Genomic DNA, 22693 nt, shown 5'->3' with positions numbered 1-22693 from the left:
TACTTGGTAATCTATGATACAGGCTTTATTTTTCAGTAGATAAATGTCCTTATCTATATTTAACAAAAAAGACTCTTCTTCTATACGTTAATCAATTGACAGTCCAAAAAACTATTTTCTCAAATGGTAAGGAACCGTAGTCACAACAACATCTTTTTGACTAATCAACCAAAGTCGAAGTAAAAGTGCTGTTTGGTTATGAAGTAGATTATGCCACCATTTTTTAGGAATAAATTGCGGAATTACAATTTGAACATGGCTACCTTGTTCTTTTGCTTCAATTAACTTAATGAATCTTGATAGCGGTGCTAAAACTGATCGATATGGGCTTTTTAATACGACTAGGCGACAAGGTGTACCCCATTCTTCCCACTTTTCTTCCATTCCCTTGATTGATTCATCATCAAAACCTACATAGACTGCTATTGGTTCAGTAGCAATACCTTTTGCAAATGATAATGTATTGTGAACAACACGATGAGTACCCGACACTAATACAACTGTTATAACTTTATTTGCTTCTGGTTTAAAAGAACTTAAATCAATCCTTAATTCGCTTGCTACATTTTGATAATGTTTATAAATAGCTAATGAGAAGAAAATTATTGTCGGAATAACAACTAAAACAACCCAAGCACCATCAACAAATTTTGTAACTGCAAATATAACCGTAACAACAGACGTTACAATTAAACCGATAATATTTATTGCTAATTTCACTTGCCATTTCGGTCCTTTGACCCGTTTCCATCTTCTTGTTAAACCTAATTGTGCAATTGTAAAAGATAAAAACACACCGATTGCGTACAGCGGAATAAGTGCATTTGTATGAGCTTGGAATGCAATGATTAAAATACTCGCTGCTGCCGCAAGTGCGATAATTCCATTTGAGTAACCTAATCGATCTCCTCGGTTTGTAAATCCTCGAGGTAAAAATCCATCTGCAGCTACAATCGCCGCCAATTGAGAAAATCCTGTAAACGTTGAGTTAGCAGCTAAAATTAAAATGATAAACGTAAACCAAATGATAACTTGATACAGTATTCCATGTCCGAAATAGACTTTTATTAATTGAGATAACATTGTATCGTTTGGATTAGGTGAAATACCGTTCACATATAAATGATAAGCAAAGCCTAAAAGTGTAATAGAAGTAATCACCCCTAGTGCTATGTATGTTTTAATTGCATTTTTTTGACGAGGTTCTCTAAAAACTGGTACTGCATTTGAAATGGTTTCAATACCTGTTAAAGCTGAACATGCAGAACTAAATGCTTTTAAGACAAGTAATATACTTAACCCTTGTGGAACTGTACCAAATGTAGGCGTATGATGCTGTACAAAACCATGTTGCAATTCATCAAAGAATCCGGTAAAAATCAAGAGTAACATACAGATCATAAAACCAAATGTTGGCCATGCAAATATTTTAGCTGATTCAGCAACCCCACGAAGATTAACAACTAATATGATAAAGACACAAAAAATAGCTAATACAGTTTCATAAGGTACAACAGCTGGGTATGCAGATGACACAGCTTCAAGTGCAGCAGAAACTGAAACCGCAACCGTTAAAATATAATCAACTAAAAGTGAGCTTGAAGCAATGAGTGAAACCCATCGAGGTTTAAAATTATCTTTTGCAATTGCATATGCTCCTCCACCACTTGGATAAGCTAAAATTCCCATAATATATGATAGAATTAGAATTCCTAATAAAAGAACAGTTGCTATTGTAATCGGTATAATATACCAGTGTGCTTTTGAACCAAGACCAATTAGCTCAGTCATACCTGCCTCTGGTCCATAAGATACAGATGAATACAAATCTGCTGCTAATATAGGTAAAGCAATGAACCAAATCAACTTATTATGCTGAGCATGAATCTCAGCAGTTCTCATTGGTCTACCAATAAAGACTCGTTTTACACTGTTAAAATTTGCAACCGCGTAATAAATTCCAAAAATCGCTAAAATAAATAGTCCAAGTTCTATATAATCGGATGGATGATGCATAAATTTCTCCCCTTTTCTTAAAAAAACGTACAAAAAAACACTAAGCTTTACTTAGTGTTTACAAACAAGACTAAATAAACCCCCTTCTTTAAATGCTTACGAGGTTAGCTGTCGGATTCGGGATTAAAGAATACCCCTACCTTTACAAAAAAGGATTCACCCCTATAAAGAAATGGTTCCCCCGCTCTTTTTAAGATTAAGCAACTATGGTTTGAAAATAGAGAAATATAAATTTTTCAAATGTAAATATATAACTTTAGGATAAATTTGTAAAGAGACTTTTTTTAAAATTTACATTATAATTTTGGAATCTCTAAATAATAACAATTTAATGGATCAACAAATATAAGAAGTAATGAGTGTCCAAAAAAATCTCTTTTTAACTCTAATGCTCTTGTTTTCTCTCTTCCTGCTATAATTATCGTACTTGATTCCAAACGATTTGTTGTGAATTTGCAGTTACAACTATGTTTGTTAATACACTTTGTACTTCTTCTTGATTAAACGTTGAGATTTTTTTATTCGTTTCTGACATATTCGTTTCGTACCCTGTCATTAAAATTGAAAATCCACATCCAACTACTAAAGATAAAATTATTTTTTTCATTTTTATTTTCTCCTCTCAATTTTTTCAAATAAAAAAACCATGACCTATGGCCGTGGTTTGACGTTCGTTATTAAACGTAAGACCATCTTTAGGAAAATTCGCTACTAATTAGCGCGCTTGATTCCAAACGATCTCTTTCGATTGATCAACTGCTACAATACTTGATAACACGTTTTGTACCTCAGTTTGATTAAACATAGAGACCTTTTTATTAACTTCTGACTTATTCGTTTCGTACCCTGTCAGTAAAATAGAAAATCCACATCCAACTACTAAAGATAAAATAACTTTTTTCATTTTGTATTCTCCTTTCGATTTTTTTCATATAAAAAAACCATGATCAAATGGCCGTGGTTTGACGTTCGTTTTTAAACGTAAGACCAACTTTATCATGATAAAATACACTCGTCAAATGGTGATTTTTGGAATATTTATTGTAAACGATTACTTGAAATAAATGATTTTAGTTGCTCTATTTTTGGTAATCGTTTACATATTAAAATCGCTACTCATGAGAAAACAATTTTTAATTTAAAATTGTTTTTTTAAAACTTATTCGATATTTGAAAATCTATGTAAATCCCTATTTTCTCCAATCATAACCAATACATCTCCTTCATGTATAACTTCATCAGGAGAAGGCGAGATATTAACTACTCCTTCGCTTTTTATAGCGATGACAGTTAAATTGAATTCTACTCTAATATTTAATTCCTTCAAACTTTTCCCAACCATTTTTGAAGGTAACTTAATTTCTTCTATACTGTAGTTTTGAGCAAGTTCAATAAAGTTTAAAACATTTGGTGACATTAATTGATGCGCAACTCGTTCTCCCATATTCTTTTCCGGATAGATAACCCAATCAGCCCCAACCTTTTTTAAAACTTCACCATGACGCTTATTTAATGCTTTAGCAACGATTTTTTTAATTTTTAATTCATTTAAAACTAAGGTTGTTAAGATACTAGATTGCATATCATTTCCAATCGCTACAATAACTGTGTCAAAGTTACCTATACCAATAGCCTTTAAAGCTTCATCATTTGTAGAATCTGCAATTACTGCATGTGTAGCTATGTCTGCAAACTGATTAATCCGCTCTTCATTACTATCAATTACTAACACTTCATTACCGTGTTGCAATAAAGTATTCACTATACCTGAGCCGAATCTACCGAGTCCAATGACTGCATATTGTTTTTTCATATTCACATTGCTCCTATAAATTGAATTATGGTCCGATTTAACCAATCATGATTTTACCCTTTGGTCGTTTAAAAGGATCCGAAGTTCTTCTTAGTGTAACAGCAAAAGCAATCGTCAATGGACCAACCCTTCCCGCAAACATTGTTAAAATGATCAAAATCCTTCCAATTGGTGTTAGATCAGGGGTCAATCCCATAGATAATCCAACAGTTCCAAATGCAGAAGTTGCTTCAAACAAAATCATTAAGAAATCCTTTCCATGTTCTGTAATTGTCAATATCATGGTTACAAAGATAACAATAAGCAGACCACATACAGTAACAGTAAGTGCCTTATAAATAGTGTCGTACATTATACTTCTTTTAAAAAATACAACATCCTCTTTTCCTTTAATCTGTGATCGAACTGCGCCTAATAATGTAGCGAAAGTCGTCGTTTTTATCCCTCCACCCGTAGAACCCGGAGATGCCCCAATAAACATTAAAATGATAATAATGAAAAGTGTGGGTTGCGTTAAATCAGGTATATTGAGTGTATTGGATCCTGCCGTTCTAGGTGTCACAGATTGATACAATGAACCAAGAAATTTGCCAGTCCAAGATAAAGGCTGTAATGTTTTAGGATTATGCAATTCTAGGAAGAAAATCAGAACAGTTCCTAAAACTAATAAATAAATACTTGTTTGAAGAACTACTTTAGTATGTAAAGAGAGAAAGCCTGTTTCTTTATATTCATATAATTCGTTCATTACGATAAAACCAATTCCGCCAAGTGTAATCAATAAACAAACCACAATTGTAACAGTAGGATCTGCAACATAACCAGTTAGACTCTTAAACCCTCCCATTAAATCAAACCCAGCATTGTTGAAATTTGAAACAGAATGAAATAGTCCAAAATAGATTGCCTTTCTAATTGGCATATCGAATGAAAAACGAATTGCTAATATGATCCCACCAACTAATTCAATCACAATTGTAAAAATAAAGATTCTCTTTACTAAACGAACAATTCCTGCAATTGATAAATTATTCAATGCTTCCTGTAATAACAACCGTTCTTTTAAAGAAATTCTCTTACCTAAAAGAACTGCAAAAAAAGTAGCAAATGTCATAAAACCTAAACCGCCAAGTTGAATGAGCGACAATAAAACTAATTGTCCAAATAATGTGAACGTTGTACCAGTATCCACTACAACTAATCCAGTCACACATGTAGCAGATGTAGAAGTGAATAAAGCATCCAACCAATTCAGACCTTTTCCATCCACAGTAGCGATTGGTAGAGTTAGAAGAATACTACCTAAAACAATTATTAGAGCAAATCCAATCACTAAAACTTTTGATGGGTCTAAGGAAGGCTCCAGCTTTTTTTTCATAGTAGTACATCCCCTCTTTTTGCCTAATTTTGTATACGAAATTTTTCTTCCTCATTTCATAATTAGCGTCCCCATTGAGGAAAAAATATAATAATAATTCGTTATTTTAAATTGGATATTCGTAAATATTTCGAGTTCAACAAGGTCAATCTAAGATAAGTTTAAGTGCCTAAAGAGGTGTATTATGGAATCAGTAGTAATGAAGACTGTTGAACATGAATTATATATAATTACTTTCGTCTTGATTTTTGGATTACTGGCAATTAAATTAGCTGAAAAAGTAAAAATTCCTGATGTAGCTTTATTTATGATAATCGGAATATTAGTAGGTCCATCCGTATTTAATTTCATTTCATTGCCAAATGAATCAGTGGCTAATCAGTTCATTATTGTCCTAGGTTCTGTCCTAATTCTGTTTGAAGGAGGTAGAGCCATTCATGTTTCCGTTTTAAAAAAAGTATGGATTACTATCTCTCTTCTATCGACTCTTGGGGTCATTATTACAGCTTTAGTTGTAGCAGTTACAGCTTTTTATTTATTAAAGTTACCTTTCTTATATGCGCTTTTGCTTGCATCAGTCATCGCATCTACTGACCCAGCAACCTTGATTCCAGTTTTTAAACAAGTTACGATTCGTGAAAAAGTAAGACAAACTGTAGAAAGTGAATCAGCTTTTAATGATGCAACGGGTTCTATTTTGGCATTTACTATACTCGGAGTCATTTTAGGACAATCACAATTATCCTTTTCAGCTAGTATTTGGAGTTTTTTTCGTGAAGCTGGTGGTGGCATATTAGTTGGAATAATCATTGGTTTCTTTGGAGCTTTTTTTACTTCATCACATAGATGGGCATTTTTAAATAAATTCAGTACAATTGTCAGTCTAGTATTAGCGATTAGCTCATATTTAGCAGCTGGATTTATTCATGCCAGTGGGTTTATGGCAACTTTTACAGCTGGTCTGATTTTAGGTAATCCACAATTGTTTCGTCTTCAAATTTCAGATGAAACTAAAACAACCGATGCACATTTTTCGGATAATGTTACATTAATTATGAGGAAACTTATATTTATGTTACTTGGTACCCAAGTTAATTTTCATATTTTAAGTAAATTTTGGATACAAGGAGTACTAATTGTTTTAGTTTTCATGTTTATTGCGAGGCCGCTTACAGTCCTTTTTTGTGCTTTGCCAGATCGAAAAGCAAAATGGACATGGAAAGAAATTTTGTTTATGTTTTGGGTTCGTGAAACTGGAGTTATTCCTGCTGCACTTTCTGGGATGATTGTAGCTGCTGGAGTTAAATATGCAAACGAAATAACAACCGTTACTTTTATTGCCATTCTAATGACAATTCTTATACAGGCTAGTACCACGGGTTATGTAGCTAAAAAATTAGGTCTTGTTATAGAGAAATCTAATTTAAACAAGAATTAAAAAACCTTAAGTATATACTTACGAAATAAATAAAAAAGACAACTATAAGTTGTCTTTTTTATTTATTTATTTATTTCGAATTCATATTTAGCAATTTTCCGTTGAATTTTCTTTAAATTTTCTTCAGTTTCTTTTATTTGCTCTAAAATATTTTTTTCTTGCTGTTTCATAAGCTCTAAACGTTGATACAAAGTTTCTTCTCCACGCATAGTCCAGTCAACAAATTGCTTTATTTTTTTGATCGGCATTCCTGTATTTTTTAAGCATAAGATCATTTCGATGAATTTAAGTGAATCTTCATCGAATAGTCTGTCTCCACTTTCAGTTCTTTTTAGAAAGGGTAACAATCCCTGTTTGTCATAGTATCTTAATTGAGAAATTGTTAAGTTATTCAACTTTGCTACTTGCCCAATTGTATAATTCATGAACTCTCCCTTACCACGGCATAATACCATTTGCATTTAATATTTTACCATTATAATTTATATTACTTAACGCAAAGTCAGTTATGATTTTGGCACCCTCAGCTGTTGTTTTTCCTCCAGCCGAATTATGATTTAAGTCCGTTGTTGTAAATCCAGGTGTAACACCGAAAATTTCTGGACCATTACTTCCAAATTCTTTACCAAATGTTAGTGTTAAAGAATTATTAGCTGTTTTTGAAGAATTATAACCTAAAATATTAATTGAGTCAGTTTCACCACGGTCAAACATTGTTTGGGATGCCATATCGGTCGTTACATTAATAATTTTTCCTCGTTCTGATTTTTTAACCAATGGTAAAAAAGTTTGAATCATTTGGAAAGTTCCAAAGAAATTTACTTCAAAGGCCTGACGTAATGTTTCAAGTTTGAGATCACTTGGTAAAATATTAAAATCAGGTGCAATACCTGCATTATTAATTAATAAATCTAGGTGATCAGTCAACTCCTGAATCTTAGAAAAAGATTTTTGAATAGATTGGGTCTCAGAAACATCAACTTGAATAAAGGTAACATTTGATAACCCTAAAGATTGTAAAGCTTGGTTTCCTAATTCCCCATTTCGAGCCCCTAAAAATACATGATAATCTTTTTCAGCTAATTGTCGAACAATTTCTAATCCAATCCCTTTATTAGCACCTGTTATAAAAGCGTATTTCGTCATTTTTAATTCCTCCGATTTATTTAATTGTTGCTTACAAATCCGAGAATACAACCTAAACCTAAGTTTAGGTCAAGGGTTTTTAAAAAAATTTTAAAAAATTTTTTTCGTTGAGAATCACTCCTAAAAAACAAAAAAGCATGAAATTTTAACATTTCACGCTCATACCAGAAAAATGTATTTAAATAAATCCTTTGAAAAATCAAAGATTTAAACTTTGATCAGCAACTACTAAAACGTCTAAGTGACGTAACTCCCTTAACAGCTTTTGAACGATTGATCCTGCTTTTATTTCCTCCCATCTAGAACGGGCTGACTGTCCAATAATTACATGAGTTGTCTTTTTTTCTAGAATATTTTTTACTAATTCAATAAAAACGTGTCTTCGATCAGTTGTTTCATACATTTCAAATGTTCCACCTAAGCGTGCAGTTAAATCTTTTATTTTTTTTAATGAAAGTTTTTCTTCTTCTGAAAAATTGTCATGTACTTTAACATACGATACATACAATTTAGCTTTTAGCCGATATGCAATTCGAAAGCCTCTTCGAATAAGTCTTTCATTAGTAGGTTTTAAATTTACACATACAAAAATGACTTCCTCTTGTCTCCAAGGTCCTCTCAGTGTTAAATCCCGTTCCCATGCCTCAAGACGTTCATCTACATCATCAGCTACTTCTCTAAGCGCTAATTCCCTTAAAGCAATTAAATTTCCAGTTTTAAAGAAATTATTTAGTGATTGTTCGATTTTAATTGGTGCGTAAATTCTCCCTTCTTTCATTCTTTCTCTAAGTGCTTTTGGAGAAATATCAACTAATTCGATCTCGTTGGCATCTCTAAGTATATTGTCAGGAACTGTTTCCCTAACCCGAACTCCAGTAATTTGTTCGACACTATCATTTAAACTTTCTACATGTTGAATATTCATCGTAGAAATGACCGATATCCCTGCTGCCAGGATTTCTTCAACATCCATGTATCGCTTATTAAATTTACTACAAGGTACATTCGTATGCGCTAATTCGTCTATTAACACTACCTCTGGATTTCTTTGTATAATAGCCTCAGTATCCATTTCTTCTAAAGTTGTTTCTTTGTAAGGAATGACTTTTCTCGGGATTACGTCTAAAACTCCTACTTTTTCCAAGGTTTCTTTCCTACCATGCGTTTCAAGTAACCCAATGACGATATCGATTCCTTTTTTCTTTAACTCATTACCTTCTCTTAACATCGTATATGTTTTTCCAACACCAGGAGCAGCTCCGATATAAACTTTTAAAGAACCACGTTTAATTTTATGAATTTCCTGAGCAAGCTCTTGTGGACTTAAGCGACGATATGGATCCGTTATTTCTTTATTTACTTGCATTGTAGGAATTAATCTTTCACCATCTTTTTCGGCTCGATCAGCAACGATAAATACATCAATATTTTTACTTTTCCTTAAAATTTTATTAATGATCGAACCATTCACAATCTCTTCCCAGCGAGTTCTTTTTGATTGCCCGAGTACAATACTTGTTATATTATTTCGAACTGAATATTCAACTATTTCACTCGCAATTGATTTACTTCTTAATGGCAATTCTTCAAAATTCCCTCCGACTTTTTCAACAAGTTTTATGATGGAGCGTTTAAACGTTAATTCATCAGTAGTGAATTTTTTGTTTGGGGGTTGAAAACATACTACTTGTAAATCTCCACCTAATCTTTTTGAAATTTGTTGCCCCCTACGTATCAAAATAGAACCATTCCAATGATATTGAACAGTAACTAAAATTTTTTCTGACGCTCCGGATGGTCCTACGATACCGTGTATTTCTCTATATTCATCAAGCTCATCATTTACTTCGTTAGCTATAAAACGTAGTGCTAACTCCCGAAGTACTGCTAAGTTGCTTTTATGAAATAACTGAGTATGTTTTGTGTTTTCATCATTATTGTAAAAATCTTCTTTTGATCTTTCTAAAATAACTTCAGGTGTTACATCTAATAACTTAACTTCATTAGCCAATGACAAAGTATCTTCTGGAACAAATAATTCCACTTTAACTTTTCCACCGGTCAATTTGTCAGCTTCATCATAAACTTCTTTTATTTCATATATATTCATAGTTGTAATAACGCTTATATTTTTGGCGATTAAGTAGTTAATATCTTCTAAACGTGTTGAAAACATTGCATCTGGTCGATTTAGATGGGCTATGGAATCAACAAGTACTACTTCAGGATTTCTTTCAATGATTGCATCCAAATCAAGGTCATGTTTAATCGTTCCTTCTTCTTCCCATTGGAAAGTCGGTACTTTATCCAAATATCCAATTTGATCAATTGTTTTTTGACGATTCGTCTCACTAATTAAACCAATTACAACATCAATCCCACGGTCTTTTAAAACATTACCTTCTTGTAGCATATGGTATGTCTTTCCAGATCCACTTACTGTCCCAATGATTATTTTTAATCTGCCTTTTTTGATTTTCTGTATGGATGCTAGTAATTCCTCGGGTGTTTTTCTACGAAACTGCTTGCCACTCAATATTTTTCCTCCTTTCTATACATAGGAAAAAGGAGAGACTTCTCTCCCCTTTTATATTAACTTCTGTAATGCTAAGTTTAGTTCTAATATATTCACACGCGGCTCTCCAAATATTCCTAATTGACGACCAGTTGTATGAGAATCGATTAAAGCCCTTAATTTATCCTCTGAAATCCCTGTTGCCTTAGCAACCCTCGGTACTTGAGCTTTTACTGCTTCAGGGGATAAATCTGGATCAAATCCCGAACCAGACGTTGTTACTAAATCTGCTGGTATCGTTTTACCAAGATCACTATTTTCTTTTTTTAATTGATTTATTTTATCTTTTGTTGCTTTAACATATTCCTTTGATGCAACAGCAGCATTAGTTGCTGCTGAAGCAGTAGGATTATAATTCGCAGCAGACGCTCTAGAATGGAACCATTCAGGCCCTTTAAATTCTTGAGCTAGTAATTTGGATCCCTTAACTTTTCCATTCGTTTCTATTAAACTACCATCTGCTTGTTTCGGAAAAATAACCTGTGCAACCCCTGTTGTAGCTAATGGATATCCCAATCCGCAAATTAAAAACAATACAATAGATGCTCTTATCGCAATCATAACTGATCTCACATTAAATCCTCCATTTCCAATCTATTAAACAAAATGCAATGTGGATACAAGCATGTCAATAATTTTAATTCCAATGAACGGAGCAATAACACCACCAAGTCCGTAGATTAATAAGTTTTTGGATAATAGTTTATTTGCATCCATTGGTTTATATTTCGCACCCTTCATTGCCACTGGTATGAGGAGAGGAATAATAATCGCATTAAAAATTAATGCAGATAGGATTGCAGACTTCGGTGAATTCAATCCCATAATATTAAGATAATCTAATTGCGGAATTGCCATGATAAAAAGTGCTGGGATAATCGCGAAATATTTCGCAATATCATTTGCAATCGAAAATGTTGTTAATGAACCACGAGTGATTAATAATTGCTTACCAATCGCAATTACTGATAGTAGTTTAGTAGGATCTGAGTCCAGGTCAATCATATTTGCTGCTTCTTTTGCAGCCATCGTTCCTGAATTCATCGCTAAACCAACATCAGCTTGAGCTAGAGCAGGAGCATCATTTGTTCCATCACCTGTCATCGCAACTAACTTACCCTCGTTTTGTTCTTTTTTAATCGCTGCGATTTTATCTTCAGGTTTAGCTTCTGCAATAAATTCATCAACACCTGCTTCTCTTGCAATTGTTGCAGCAGTTAATGGATTATCACCTGTACACATAACCGTTTTGATCCCCATTGCTCTTAATTCATCAAATCGCTCTTTTAACCCTGGTTTTACTGTATCTTTTAAATAAATAACACCGAAAATTTGATCATTAATTGCAACAGCAAGTGGAGTACCTCCCGCTTTTGCCACAATATTTGATTTTTCCTCAAGGTCGGAAGGAATACTTCCTCCTTTAGCGGTTATATATTTTTTAATTGCGTCTACCGCTCCTTTTCGAATTTCAGTTCCATCTTTTAAATTTAAACCTGACATTCTAGTTTCAGCAGTAAATTCAATTATCTCGGCGTCTTTATATTCATTTTGATCCCAGCTTAGTCCATTTTTATGAGCAAGCTCGACTACGGAACGTCCTTCTGGCGTTTCATCTTTTACAGAAGATTTTAAAGATGCTAAAGTTACTTCTTTTTCTGTTACACTACCAACTGAGATAAATTCACTAGCCATTCGGTTACCAAATGTAATTGTTCCAGTTTTATCTAAAATCATCGTATCAATATCACCAGCTGCTTCAACTGCTTTACCAGACATAGCTAATACATTAAATTGTGTAACACGGTTCATCCCTGCAATACCAATTGCTGAAAGTAACCCACCAATTGTTGTAGGTATCAAACAAACTAGTAGGGCAATTAATGTTGCTACATCAATTGAGACGTTTAAATAATTTGCAATTGGAACTAGGGTCATAATTACGATCAAAAATACTAAAGTTAACACCGCTAATAGAGTAGTTAACGCAACTTCATTTGGTGTCTTTTGACGAGCCGCTCCTTCAACTAATGAAATCATTCGGTCAATAAATGATTCACCAGGATCAGTTAAAATTTTAACAATAATATAATCTGAAACGACAGTAGTTCCTCCAGTAACAGATGAAAAATCTCCTCCTGCTTCTTTAATAACTGGAGCTGATTCACCTGTTATAGCTGATTCATCAATCGATGCAAGACCTTCAATAATTTCTCCATCTGAAGGTATAATTTCTCCTGTATCTACTCGAACAATATCTCCTTTTCTCAGGGAGGTTGATGGTACTTCAATATATGACCCATCTTTTTGTCTTAACTTTGCATTTGTTTCTGATTTTGTTTTTCTTAGTGTATCTGCCTGCGCTTTACCACGCCCTTCAGCAAGTGCTTCTGCAAAATTAGCAAATAATACTGTAAATAAAAGAATTAAAAATACCGCAATATTGTATGTTCTACCTACTGTACTGATTCCAAAAAGATCTGGTTTAATTGAAAGAATAAGAGTTATGAAAGTCCCGACTTCTACTACAAACATGACTGGATTTTTTATCATCACAAGTGGATTTAATTTTTTAAATGAATCAATCACAGCTTGCGTTTTTATTTCTTTTGACAGTGGCTTATTTTCGATTGCCATTTGTTCATTCTCCTCCTTAGCTATTACCGTTTCCTACTATTTGAACATCCCTAAATGCTCTGCGATTGGACCTAGTGCAAGTACAGGGAAAAACGTTAATGCACAAACAACTAAAATAATCGCAACTAATATGACTGTAAATAAAGGTGTATCTGTTCGGAATGTTCCAGATGTTGCTGCAACAACTTTCTTAGTAGAAAATGACCCAGCAATCGCTAGCATAGCAATAATTGAAATGTATCGACCTAATAACATGACCACTCCAATTACGATATTATAGAAATCCGTATTAGCAGTTAAACCACCAAATGCTGATCCGTTATTCGCAGCCCCTGAAGTAATTGCGTACAATACTTCAGATAAACCATGAAATCCAGGATTTAATATAGAAGAAACAGGTCCTTTTAGCGCTAATGCTAAAGCAGTAGGAACTAAAATAATTAATGGGTGAATTAAAATAGCAATGGATGCTAGTTTAATTTCTTTTCCTTCAATTTTCTTTCCTAAAAACTCTGGCGTCCTTCCGACCATTAGCCCACATATAAAGACAGTTAAGATGACATATAATAATCCGTTTAATAAACCTACACCTTTCCCACCAAAAACATTGTTTAACATCATTTCAGCAAGTGGAATCATCCCACCAATAGGTGTTAATGAATCGTGCATAGTATTCACAGAACCTGTAGTGGCAGCAGTTGTAACAGCTGTGAATAGGGCTGATTCAGATAGTCCAAAACGAACTTCTTTTCCTTCCATATTTCCATGAATGCCAAGTGCTTGTAATGCTGGTGTTCCATTATATTCTGCAACAAATACGGCAGTAAGTAGCCCTAGAAACAAAATCCCCATTGCAGCAAACACTGTCCAACCTTGTCTTTTGTTTTTAACCATTACACCGAACGCATACACTAATGAAGTTGGTAAAAGCATCATACAAACAATGTGTACTAAATTTGATAAAGGGGTAGGATTTTCAAATGGATGTGCAGCATTTGTACCAAAAAAACCTCCGCCATTTGTACCAATATGTTTAATTGATTCCAGTGCAGCTACTGGGCCTCTAGTAATGACTTGTTTTACCCCTTCAATTGTTGTTACATCTACTGCACCTTTTAAAGTTTGTGGCACTCCTTGGAATACTAAAAATATAGCCACTATAAACGATAAAGGTAAAAATACACGAGTAATTGAACGAACTAAGTCTACGTAAAAGTTTCCTAGATTATCTTGGCGTCCTACTAACCCTCTTATAAAAGCTATAGCTACTGCAAAGCCGGTAGCAGCTGAAGTAAACATTGGGAATGTAATAGCCGCCATTTGGGAGAAATACGATAGTGAATTTTCACCACTGTAAGCCTGCCAATTTGTATTTGTAATAAAAGAAGTTGCTGTATTAAATGCCAAAGCTGATGGCATATTAGCTATATGATCTGGATTTAAAGGCAAATATTTTTGTAGTCTAAAAATTGCATATAAAATAATTAGCATCACAAAGTTACTTAGTAACATTGCTAATACATATTTTTTCCAACCCATTTTCTCTTCTTCTCGAACACCTATTAATCGATAAATGAATCTTTCAAAAGGTCCAAAAAAGCGATCTAATCCTGTTTTCTCACTGTCATACACTTTAACAAGATAGCTACCTACTGGTTTTACTAATAAAATAATAATAAGCAATGTAATAACTACCTGCAGAATTCCCATGGACATTTAAAAATTCCTCCCACATGTTTAACTAAAATTTCTCTGGCTTAATTAGAACAAAAACCAAATATAGAATAAGAACAATCCCTATAATTGCTGGAATAAGCATCAATATATCCCCCTTACGCTTTTTCGCAAAAAATTGTAAAAGCCCAAAAAACTGCAAAAACGATAACAAGTAGACCAATCATTGTTAAGTCATTGATCATTCAAATTCTCTCCTCTCATTTTTGATACAAATTTCATGCCTTTTTCTGAACAACAAAAAAGACCAATGGACACTAATCCTCCAGCAAATTAACTAAATTTTGTAGATATAAACATAGTTTTCAAATTAAATATGTCTACATCTATTAACGATTTAGTTAATTGAAATTTGGAAGAAAAGTATTCATTGGTCTACCTAACACCCAGCTAGCGTATTGCTCTCTTTGTGTTCTGTCTCCCTGATCTTTTCTATTTATAATCCAGAATTTTCCAATTAAAAACAAAATAAAAAGACCTACACAGTGATTTGCTCAGGTAAATTTATTGCAAAAAGGCAATAAAAAACCCGCTCAAATTAGGCGGTCTATTTGACCTCCCTCGCTTTAGCCTACGAAGTTAGCTGTCGGGTAGGATGGCGAAAGAGTATCTCATCCCTTCTACATTCATGTAAAATTAACCCCAAAAAATTGGTTCCTCCGCTTACGAATGATTCGTAATTAAGCCGATAATTATTTTGTTGACTTGATTATACGGCGATGTTTTTTTCATGTAAAGAGTTTTTCAATGAAAATTTTTATAAAATTTTTGTAAAAATTTATTCCTTTACAATTTTATTTATCTCTGTATGATATACATATCAACAAATAAATTTGCTGTAATCGCTAAATCGTTTATACGAGCGGGGGAACCAATTCGTGCAATGCACATGGGGTGAATCCATTTATGGTAGGGCTACTTTTCAAGCCCGAATCCGTCAGCTAACCTCGCCAGCGTTTGAAGAGAGCAAAATCCAATCGTGTTATTAATATTTCAATATACTTTTTTATTGAAGAAAATAGCTACGAGAAGATTGCTCTTCTTGTAGCTATTTTTTGTTCTTATAAACAGTATGGGAGAGATATTAATGAACACATCGAAAAAAAAGCTAGAAATAGAATTAAGTGAGGCATTTATTAAATTCCAAAGAGAACTAATAGGTAGAGGACCTCAAGAAGCAAAAACATATATAGTTGAAGACATGATTATTATTCGATTTAAAGGCGTATTGACTACAGAAGAAAAACATTTAGTTTCTCATAGTACAGGGAAAAGCCTTGTAAAAAAAATGCGTCAAGTTCTGAGAGAAATGTATAGTAAAGAATATGAGGGAATTATTGAAAAACATACTGGTTGTGAGGTTTTATCAAGTCATAGTGATACTAGTACAAACACAGGTGAAAGAATTGAAGTTTTTGTAATGGATCGAAATATTAGTAAAATGTTTGAATCTATTAATAAGTATAACTCATAAACGAATATTTATATTAAATGATATAACACTTCGCTGAATTCATTATGAAACGGGGAAACCAATTTGTAGTGGTATTATACTACTTTGGGGTGAATCCATTATTGGTAGGGCAACTCTTTAAGTCCGAATCCGACAGCTAACCTCGTAAGCGTTTAGGGAGGGATACAGGTGTCTTTTTTTAACACTGGGTAAACCCCAGTGTATTTTTTTATATTCTTTTTAAGTAATAGCGCTTAATTATTATTTTAAAATAATTGAACGAGGTGGGTTTCATGCGAAATGAAGTCAAAAAAATCGTTATTTGGAGTTGTCTAGTATTATCCCTTGGTTATCAAATGACAAAAAGACGAGACCTACAAACTGTACAAAAAAATAAAGTTAAACCAAAAATTACAATTAATTTAGTAAAAAAGACACATAATAAACATAATATAATTTACATTTTTAAAATGCAAAATGCTTCAAAACGGATTATAAAACAAAGTAATGTCTATTTACATTTTAATATTAAAACGATTAATGGTTATAAGTTAGATCCTTTTAAAGTAGAAGCTATTGGAAATAAATTAAATATTAAACCGCATGAAAAAATAATATTAACATTTAAAATACCAATTGAATCGGCACTAAAAAACCATTTATTTAGTTTGGATCATCCTGAAATTGAGATTAAGGGTTATACAGAGAAAGTGAGTAACTCTCACTTATTTAACTTAAAAAAACTAATATAAATTAAAACTATTAGGAGATTTAAAAATGAATATCGCGTTTTTCTTTACCCCAAAAAACGAACTAGTATATATGAATAGCAATTCAACAATGCGTCAAGCACTTGAAAAAATGGAACACCATCGTTATACGGCTATACCTTTAGTAGATGATGATGGAAAATACGTTGGTACACTTACTGAAGGTGACTTATTATGGAAATTAAAAAATTCGGCAAGTTTATCATTTTCTAATACGAACGAAATCAGTTTACAAGAAATTTCCTTGCACAACTTATATGAGCCCGTATCAATTAATGCACAAATAGAAGATTTATTTACAAAAGCAATTAATCAAAACTTCATTCCTGTTATTGATGATAAAGACGTGTTCATAGGTATGGTTAAAAGAAAGGAAATTATTGAATATTGTGCTAAAAACTTATTAAGTTAAGTTTTTCTCAAAAAGATATGGATTTGTCTTTTTTAGATTAGATGAAAAATAAGAAAATGAGCAACTACTCAATATTGTAGTTGCTTTTTCTATTGAATTAAACTCGTGTAATATTGTCCATTTTTATTCAAAAGTACTTTAATCATTTCTTGAGTAATACAAGTATTTTGAATGTCTTATAAAGTAAAAATTAATGCTATAGTTTATATTCATTTTTTTTAGGTAATTCTTTTTTATATGAACCTTTTTAATTGCATAAACCTAGGAGAGATTTTATGAGCGAAACTACATCCGCTTCTTTATCAATCAGTTTGCATAGAAATCTTAAACAAATTGAGGAAACAATTAATAAATCCTCTGATCTAAAAATACGTACATTTTCGATTAGAGATGAAGTTGTTCGAGATGCTGCCATCTTTTATATTGATGGAATAACTGATACAAAAAATATACAGGAAAACATTCTCAAACCTCTACAAGGAATTTATCGAATCAAAAGTTTAGAAACGCTCATGTCAGAAAGACTATCGATCATTGACGTTAGTCTTGTTTCTCAATTTAATGAAATTTTTTTAGCTTTAACAAAAGGGAAGGCGCTCGTTTTAATCGATGGATTTGATCAAGGGATTTTAGCAGAATCTTCCAATTGGCAAATGAGGGCTTTAGCTGAGCCAGATACACAAAGAACATCAAGAGGGCCATTAGTTGGATTTAATGAACAATTAAAGGTAAATGTGAATCTTCTACGTAATATGATTCAAACCCCAGATTTTACTGTAGAGAACATTTCAGTTGGAACTAAATCAAAGACCGATGTGGCAATCGTCTACATTGAAGAATTTGTAGATAAGAAAGTTCTAGAAGAAACAAGAAGAAAAATAAAAGAAATTGATGTAACCTACTTACTCGAAGCAAGAGTAATTGAGGATGCTTTAGAAGAAAAAAATGCAATATTTCCTTTAGTATTTACATGTGAACGACCTGATGTTTCAGTCTCAGCTCTATACGAAGGAAGAACTGTTATTCTCGTAAACGGTATTCCTTATGTGCTAATTGTTCCTACCCTATTTATTCATTATTTTCAACAACCTGATGAATACAATGTAAAAGGAAGTAGGCTTATTATTAGATTTATACGATTTTTCACTTGGTTTCTGGCAATTGGCTTACTTGGCCTTTATGTAACGCTAGTCCACTTTCACCAAGATTGGTTTCCACCAAAATTTAGTAAAGAACTCTTAACACAATCAGATACATTTCTACCAATTATACTGGAGTTATTGTTTTTACAATTTATATTTGAATTACTCTCAGAAACATCATTAAGAATACCTAAAACAACCGTTTTATTAGTATCACTCATCGGTGCTACAATAATTGGACAAACTTCAGTTGAAGCCAAAATAGTCCATTCATTAAGTCTAATTGTAGTCGGGATAAATTTTCTAGCAAGTATGGCATTAACAGCAGGCGGATTATGGGGGGTAATGCGTGTACTCCGAGTCGCTTTTCTTTTTATCGGTTATTTTTTCGGATTAACCGGTATGGCCATTGGTTTGATTTTAACGATCATTTACATGGCATCACTAAAATCAGTTGGTGTACCATATTTAGCACCATTTATTCCTTTTCAATTCAAAGAGTTCAAAGACGTTTTAATTCGCGGTGATTTGCGAAATATTATTAATAGTAAACATACCTATCCACATAAGGATAAGGAATAGAGAAGTATCTATTTTATAGAGCTTGTAAAATTTACAAGCTCTTTTTGCTATTCATTCAAAATTGAAGGCAATGGCATACCAAAGGATCCTATAATTTGTATTTCATTGACCAAATATAAAAGTCATGCCACAATTCGGTGCAAAGCTTCTCCCGGTGTACCTAACTCCCTTATCAAATTCAAATCCAACATCTAACAATTTGTCTAATCGTATTAGGATAATATGCACGACTCCGTAATATTAATTAATAAAGATATAAAATTAGATTTCAATAAGACAAGAATAGTGAAAGTTGGTGACACTTAAGTGAATGATAAAACTGTAAATGGCACTCAATCTACTTCCCTGACTAAGGAAGAACTTCTTGAATTAGACCGAAAATATGTATGGCATCATATGTCTCCTCATAATCCAAATCCAATGGTTTTAGTTTCGGGCAAGAATAGCACAGTAACTGATATTGACGGTAAAAATTACTTAGACGGTATGTCAGGATTATGGTGCGTAAATGTAGGTTATGGGCGTGAAGAAATTGCTAAAGCAGCTTCTGAACAAATTCAAGCAATTCCATATGTACCAATGTCCCAAGCTAATGTTCCTTCTATTCTATTAGCTGAGAAGTTAAATGAATGGCTAGATGGAGACTATCGTATTTTTTATTCTAATTCAGGTTCTGATGCGAATGAAGTAGCCTTCAAGATTGCTAGACAATACCATCAACAAAATGGCGAGCCCCTACGCTATAAATTTATATCAAGGTATCGTGCTTATCACGGTAATTCTATGGGTGCATTAAGTGCTACTGGTCAAGCTAACCGAAAAGTTAAATATGAACCTCTTTCTTCGGGCTTCCAGCATGTGGCACCTCCTTATTGTTACAGATGCCCTTTTGGTAAAACATATGGTGATTGTGGCATACAGTGCGCTAAGGCAATTGAGGATGTTATTAATTATGAAGGTGCTGAAACGATAGCAGGGATCATAATGGAGCCAGTTATTACAGGTGGAGGAGTTATTGTACCTCCTGCAGAATACTTAACTAAAGTTCGGAAAATTTGTGATAAATATGGTATTTTGCTGATTGTTGATGAAGTAATATGTGGCTTCGGCAGATCCGGGAAACAGTTTGGACATCAAAACTTCGGAATCAAACCTGATATTGTTACGATGGCTAAAGGAATGACGAGTGCCTATTCTCCTCTTTCAGCAACTGCAGTTAGAAGCGATCTATATGATGTATTTAAACAACCTGGTGCAGATCAGCATTTTCGTCATGTAAATACATTTGGAGGAAATCCAGCCTCATGCGCAATTGCACTTAAAAACTTAGAAATTATTGAAAGTGAAAATTTAATAGAACGTGCAGCTTTTTTAGGTGAAGAACTTCGGAAAAAATTAGATAGTTTACTAATTTATAAAAATGTTGGAGACATACGAAGTTTTGGTTTTATTGCAGGAATTGAGCTTGTTGAAGATAAAAAAAGTAAAATACCTGCTAGTCCAGAATTGGTATTAAAAATAATAACTGAATGTAAGGCACAAGGATTAATAATCGGTCGAAATGGAGATACCGTCCCAGGCTATAATAATATTCTTACACTTTCTCCTCCATTTACAACAACTGAAGAAGAGATCGACTTTATCGTAAATACTTTAAACAAAGCATTTTCAAACCTATAATCGTACGAGGTGAAATTCTATGTCTACCCAAACAAATATTAAAGTTTTAAAGAATTTTATTAATGGCGAATGGAAAGAAGCTTCACCTAATGCCCAAACCATTCCAGTACCAAATCCTGCTACTGAAGAACTATTAGCATTTGTACCTCTTTCAACTAAATTAGATTTAGAAAGTGCTGTAAAAGCGGCTAAAAAAGCTTTTATTTCATGGAGTAAAACACCAGTTCCGAGAAGAGCAAGAATACTATTTTCATACCAACAATTACTAATAAAACATTGGGATGAACTTGCTAATTTAATCACGATTGAGAATGGCAAAAGCTATAATGAGGCATATGGTGAAGTTCAGCGTGGAATTGAATGCGTAGAATTTGCAGCCGGTGCACCAACATTAATGATGGGTAAACAATTACCTGACATTGCTACTAATATTGAGTCAGCCATGTATCGGTACCCTGTTGGTGTAGTTGGCGGAATTACCCCATTTAATTTTCCTATGATGGTACCTTGCTGGATGTTCCCATTAGCGATTGCATGTGGAAACACGTTTATTTTAAAGCCTTCTGAGCGTACACCGCTACTTGCAAATCGTTTAGCAGAGCTCTTTACCGAAGCAGGTCTTCCAAAAGGTGTATTCAATATTGTTCATGGAGCACATGAAATTGTAAACGAATTACTTCAAAACAAAGATGTTCCAGCTATTTCATTTGTCGGTTCTCAGCCTGTGGCGGAATATGTATATAAAACTGCCTCTGCAAATGGTAAAAGGGTTCAAGCATTAGCAGGTGCTAAAAATCATAGTATCGTTTTACAGGATGCAAACTTAGATGAATCGGTTAAGCAAATCATTACAGCTGCATACGGTTCTGCAGGTGAACGCTGTATGGCTTGCTCTGTAGTCGTAGCAGTTGGCGATATTGCGGATCCTTTAATCGAAAAATTAAAAATAGAAGCCAATAACATCACGATTGGAAATGGGTTAGAGGAAGATGTATTCCTAGGTCCTGTCATTCGTAAGGAACATCGTGAACGGACGGAACAATATATTGAATGTGGAATAAAAGAAGGTGCGACCTTATTACGCGATGGACGAAATGATTTAATTAGAAAAGAAAAAGGTTACTTTATTGGACCGACAATCTTTGATAACGTGAACCCGTCTATGAAAATTTGGAAGGAAGAAATTTTTGCACCAGTACTATCCATTGTTCGTGTAGAATCATTAGAAGATGCAATCGAGCTTACGAATAAATCAGATTTTGGAAATGGTGCTTGCATTTTTACAGACAGTGCAGCAAGTATTCGATACTTCCGTGAGAACATTGAAGTAGGGATGTTAGGAGTAAATATTGGCGTGCCCGCACCAATGGCCTTCTTCCCATTCTCTGGTTGGAAAAACTCGTTCTACGGTGACCTACACGCTAATGGCGCTGATGGGGTCGAATTCTATACAAGGAAAAAAATGATTACGAGCAGATTTGAGTAGATAAAATCTAGCTTTTCCATTAGTTTAGGAATTTGACTAATGGAAAAGCTTTTTTATGCAGAAAAAAATCGCATATTCCGTTAGAATGACGGATTAGATGCGATTTGAAATTAATAATTGAATATGCTTGCTTCTTTCCTTTGAAGAAATCACCTCGTTGTACAATTGCGATTCAGAGATTTATTCACAAATCACATTTCTATTAAACTCAAAGATGAATCCCAAACTGTTTTATAATTAACGACCCAAAATATTTCCGAGTATCAGCATTCATAATATGGAGAGTTATAAACCGATCCTCTTCCTCTTGATTTTCAAAGTCAACATATGCACCGTCTAGGGTTTCTCGAACATTATTAATCTTGTAGCCTTTCTTTATAAGGGAATCGATTTGATTTCTTTCGATTAAAAATTCCTTATAAGTTGACATT

The 22693-nt window shown here is 33.4% G+C and carries 20 protein-coding genes and 4 riboswitches; of the genes, 7 read left to right on the top strand and 13 right to left on the bottom strand.

Annotated features, from left to right (window positions below):
- Positions 1–111: 111 nt before the first annotated feature.
- The 5 genes from ABEY15_RS07425 to ABEY15_RS07405 form a co-directional block, all read right to left on the bottom strand.
- Positions 112–2016, bottom strand: coding sequence for an APC family permease (locus ABEY15_RS07425; protein ID WP_429889481.1), 1905 nt, complete (start codon positions 2014–2016; stop codon positions 112–114).
- A 78-nt stretch (positions 2017–2094) separates the two neighbouring features.
- A riboswitch (cyclic di-AMP (ydaO/yuaA leader) is annotated at positions 2095–2229 on the bottom strand.
- A 205-nt stretch (positions 2230–2434) separates the two neighbouring features.
- A complete protein-coding gene (locus tag ABEY15_RS07420) occupies positions 2435–2623 on the bottom strand; it encodes a hypothetical protein (RefSeq protein WP_429889480.1) in 189 nt (62 codons plus the stop codon).
- Between the two features lie 108 nt (positions 2624–2731).
- Entirely contained in the window at positions 2732–2920 is a 189-nt protein-coding gene (locus tag ABEY15_RS07415) for a hypothetical protein (RefSeq protein ID WP_069033508.1), read from the bottom strand.
- A gap of 255 nt (positions 2921–3175) precedes the next feature.
- Positions 3176–3829, bottom strand: a complete 654-nt coding sequence (locus ABEY15_RS07410) for a potassium channel family protein (RefSeq protein WP_429889479.1) — start codon at positions 3827–3829, stop codon at positions 3176–3178.
- Positions 3830–3866: 37 nt separating this feature from the next.
- Positions 3867–5207: a TrkH family potassium uptake protein gene (locus ABEY15_RS07405; protein ID WP_429889478.1), complete on the bottom strand. Its 1341-nt coding sequence runs from the start codon at positions 5205–5207 to the stop codon at positions 3867–3869.
- Positions 5208–5391: 184 nt separating this feature from the next.
- On the opposite strand from ABEY15_RS07405, the gene ABEY15_RS07400 reads away from it, so the two are divergent.
- Positions 5392–6645: a cation:proton antiporter gene (locus ABEY15_RS07400; RefSeq protein WP_429889477.1), complete on the top strand. Its 1254-nt coding sequence runs from the start codon at positions 5392–5394 to the stop codon at positions 6643–6645.
- Between the two features lie 62 nt (positions 6646–6707).
- On the opposite strand, the gene ABEY15_RS07395 is transcribed toward ABEY15_RS07400, so the two are convergent.
- The 7 genes from ABEY15_RS07395 to ABEY15_RS07365 all read right to left on the bottom strand — a co-directional run bounded on the left by ABEY15_RS07395 (position 6708) and on the right by ABEY15_RS07365 (position 14822).
- Positions 6708–7070 carry a MerR family transcriptional regulator gene (locus ABEY15_RS07395; RefSeq protein WP_429889476.1) on the bottom strand — a complete coding sequence of 121 codons (363 nt, stop codon included), beginning with the start codon at positions 7068–7070 and terminating at the stop codon, positions 6708–6710.
- 10 nt (positions 7071–7080) lie between these two features.
- Positions 7081–7791: an SDR family NAD(P)-dependent oxidoreductase gene (locus ABEY15_RS07390; RefSeq protein ID WP_429889475.1), complete on the bottom strand. Its 711-nt coding sequence runs from the start codon at positions 7789–7791 to the stop codon at positions 7081–7083.
- Between the two features lie 199 nt (positions 7792–7990).
- Positions 7991–10327, bottom strand: coding sequence for a histidine kinase (locus ABEY15_RS07385; RefSeq protein WP_429889474.1), 2337 nt, complete (start codon positions 10325–10327; stop codon positions 7991–7993).
- A gap of 51 nt (positions 10328–10378) precedes the next feature.
- Positions 10379–10939: a potassium-transporting ATPase subunit KdpC gene (kdpC, locus tag ABEY15_RS07380; RefSeq protein WP_429889473.1), complete on the bottom strand. Its 561-nt coding sequence runs from the start codon at positions 10937–10939 to the stop codon at positions 10379–10381.
- Positions 10940–10963: 24 nt separating this feature from the next.
- Positions 10964–13003 carry a potassium-transporting ATPase subunit KdpB gene (gene kdpB / locus ABEY15_RS07375; RefSeq protein WP_429889472.1) on the bottom strand — a complete coding sequence of 680 codons (2040 nt, stop codon included), beginning with the start codon at positions 13001–13003 and terminating at the stop codon, positions 10964–10966.
- A gap of 36 nt (positions 13004–13039) precedes the next feature.
- Positions 13040–14713 carry a potassium-transporting ATPase subunit KdpA gene (gene kdpA, locus ABEY15_RS07370; RefSeq protein ID WP_429889655.1) on the bottom strand — a complete coding sequence of 558 codons (1674 nt, stop codon included), beginning with the start codon at positions 14711–14713 and terminating at the stop codon, positions 13040–13042.
- A 31-nt stretch (positions 14714–14744) separates the two neighbouring features.
- The gene (locus tag ABEY15_RS07365) at positions 14745–14822 is read right to left on the bottom strand and encodes a potassium-transporting ATPase subunit F (RefSeq protein ID WP_088012318.1); all 78 of its coding nucleotides are present in this window, start codon (positions 14820–14822) and stop codon (positions 14745–14747) included.
- 468 nt (positions 14823–15290) lie between these two features.
- Positions 15291–15434, bottom strand: a riboswitch (cyclic di-AMP (ydaO/yuaA leader).
- A gap of 136 nt (positions 15435–15570) precedes the next feature.
- A riboswitch (cyclic di-AMP (ydaO/yuaA leader) is annotated at positions 15571–15709 on the top strand.
- Between the two features lie 115 nt (positions 15710–15824).
- Between ABEY15_RS07365 and ABEY15_RS07360 the strand changes: the two genes are divergently transcribed.
- The 6 genes from ABEY15_RS07360 to ABEY15_RS07335 all read left to right on the top strand — a co-directional run bounded on the left by ABEY15_RS07360 (position 15825) and on the right by ABEY15_RS07335 (position 22262).
- The gene (locus tag ABEY15_RS07360) at positions 15825–16211 is read left to right on the top strand and encodes a DUF2294 domain-containing protein (RefSeq protein WP_429889471.1); all 387 of its coding nucleotides are present in this window, start codon (positions 15825–15827) and stop codon (positions 16209–16211) included.
- A 21-nt stretch (positions 16212–16232) separates the two neighbouring features.
- Positions 16233–16377: riboswitch (cyclic di-AMP (ydaO/yuaA leader) on the top strand.
- 106 nt (positions 16378–16483) lie between these two features.
- Positions 16484–16942 (top strand): hypothetical protein, encoded by a 459-nt coding sequence (locus ABEY15_RS07355; RefSeq protein ID WP_429889470.1) that lies wholly within the window; start codon positions 16484–16486, stop codon positions 16940–16942.
- A gap of 25 nt (positions 16943–16967) precedes the next feature.
- Entirely contained in the window at positions 16968–17372 is a 405-nt protein-coding gene (locus ABEY15_RS07350; protein ID WP_429889469.1) for a CBS domain-containing protein, read from the top strand.
- Between the two features lie 275 nt (positions 17373–17647).
- Positions 17648–19096: a spore germination protein gene (locus ABEY15_RS07345; RefSeq protein WP_429889468.1), complete on the top strand. Its 1449-nt coding sequence runs from the start codon at positions 17648–17650 to the stop codon at positions 19094–19096.
- Positions 19097–19402: 306 nt separating this feature from the next.
- Complete coding sequence (locus tag ABEY15_RS07340; RefSeq protein WP_429889467.1) at positions 19403–20776, top strand: aspartate aminotransferase family protein; 1374 nt, start codon at positions 19403–19405, stop codon at positions 20774–20776.
- A gap of 19 nt (positions 20777–20795) precedes the next feature.
- Positions 20796–22262 carry a CoA-acylating methylmalonate-semialdehyde dehydrogenase gene (locus ABEY15_RS07335; RefSeq protein WP_429889466.1) on the top strand — a complete coding sequence of 489 codons (1467 nt, stop codon included), beginning with the start codon at positions 20796–20798 and terminating at the stop codon, positions 22260–22262.
- A 208-nt stretch (positions 22263–22470) separates the two neighbouring features.
- Here ABEY15_RS07335 and ABEY15_RS07330 read toward each other — a convergent pair whose 3' ends face one another.
- Positions 22471–22692, bottom strand: coding sequence for a hypothetical protein (locus tag ABEY15_RS07330; protein WP_429889465.1), 222 nt, complete (start codon positions 22690–22692; stop codon positions 22471–22473).
- Position 22693 lies beyond the last annotated feature (1 nt).

This window comes from Gottfriedia acidiceleris (assembly GCF_050457485.1).
Classification (GTDB): domain Bacteria; phylum Bacillota; class Bacilli; order Bacillales; family Bacillaceae_G; genus Gottfriedia; species Gottfriedia acidiceleris_D.
The sequence above is the reverse complement of the archived record's forward strand: the minus strand, read 5'-3'. Positions and strand labels throughout refer to the sequence as shown.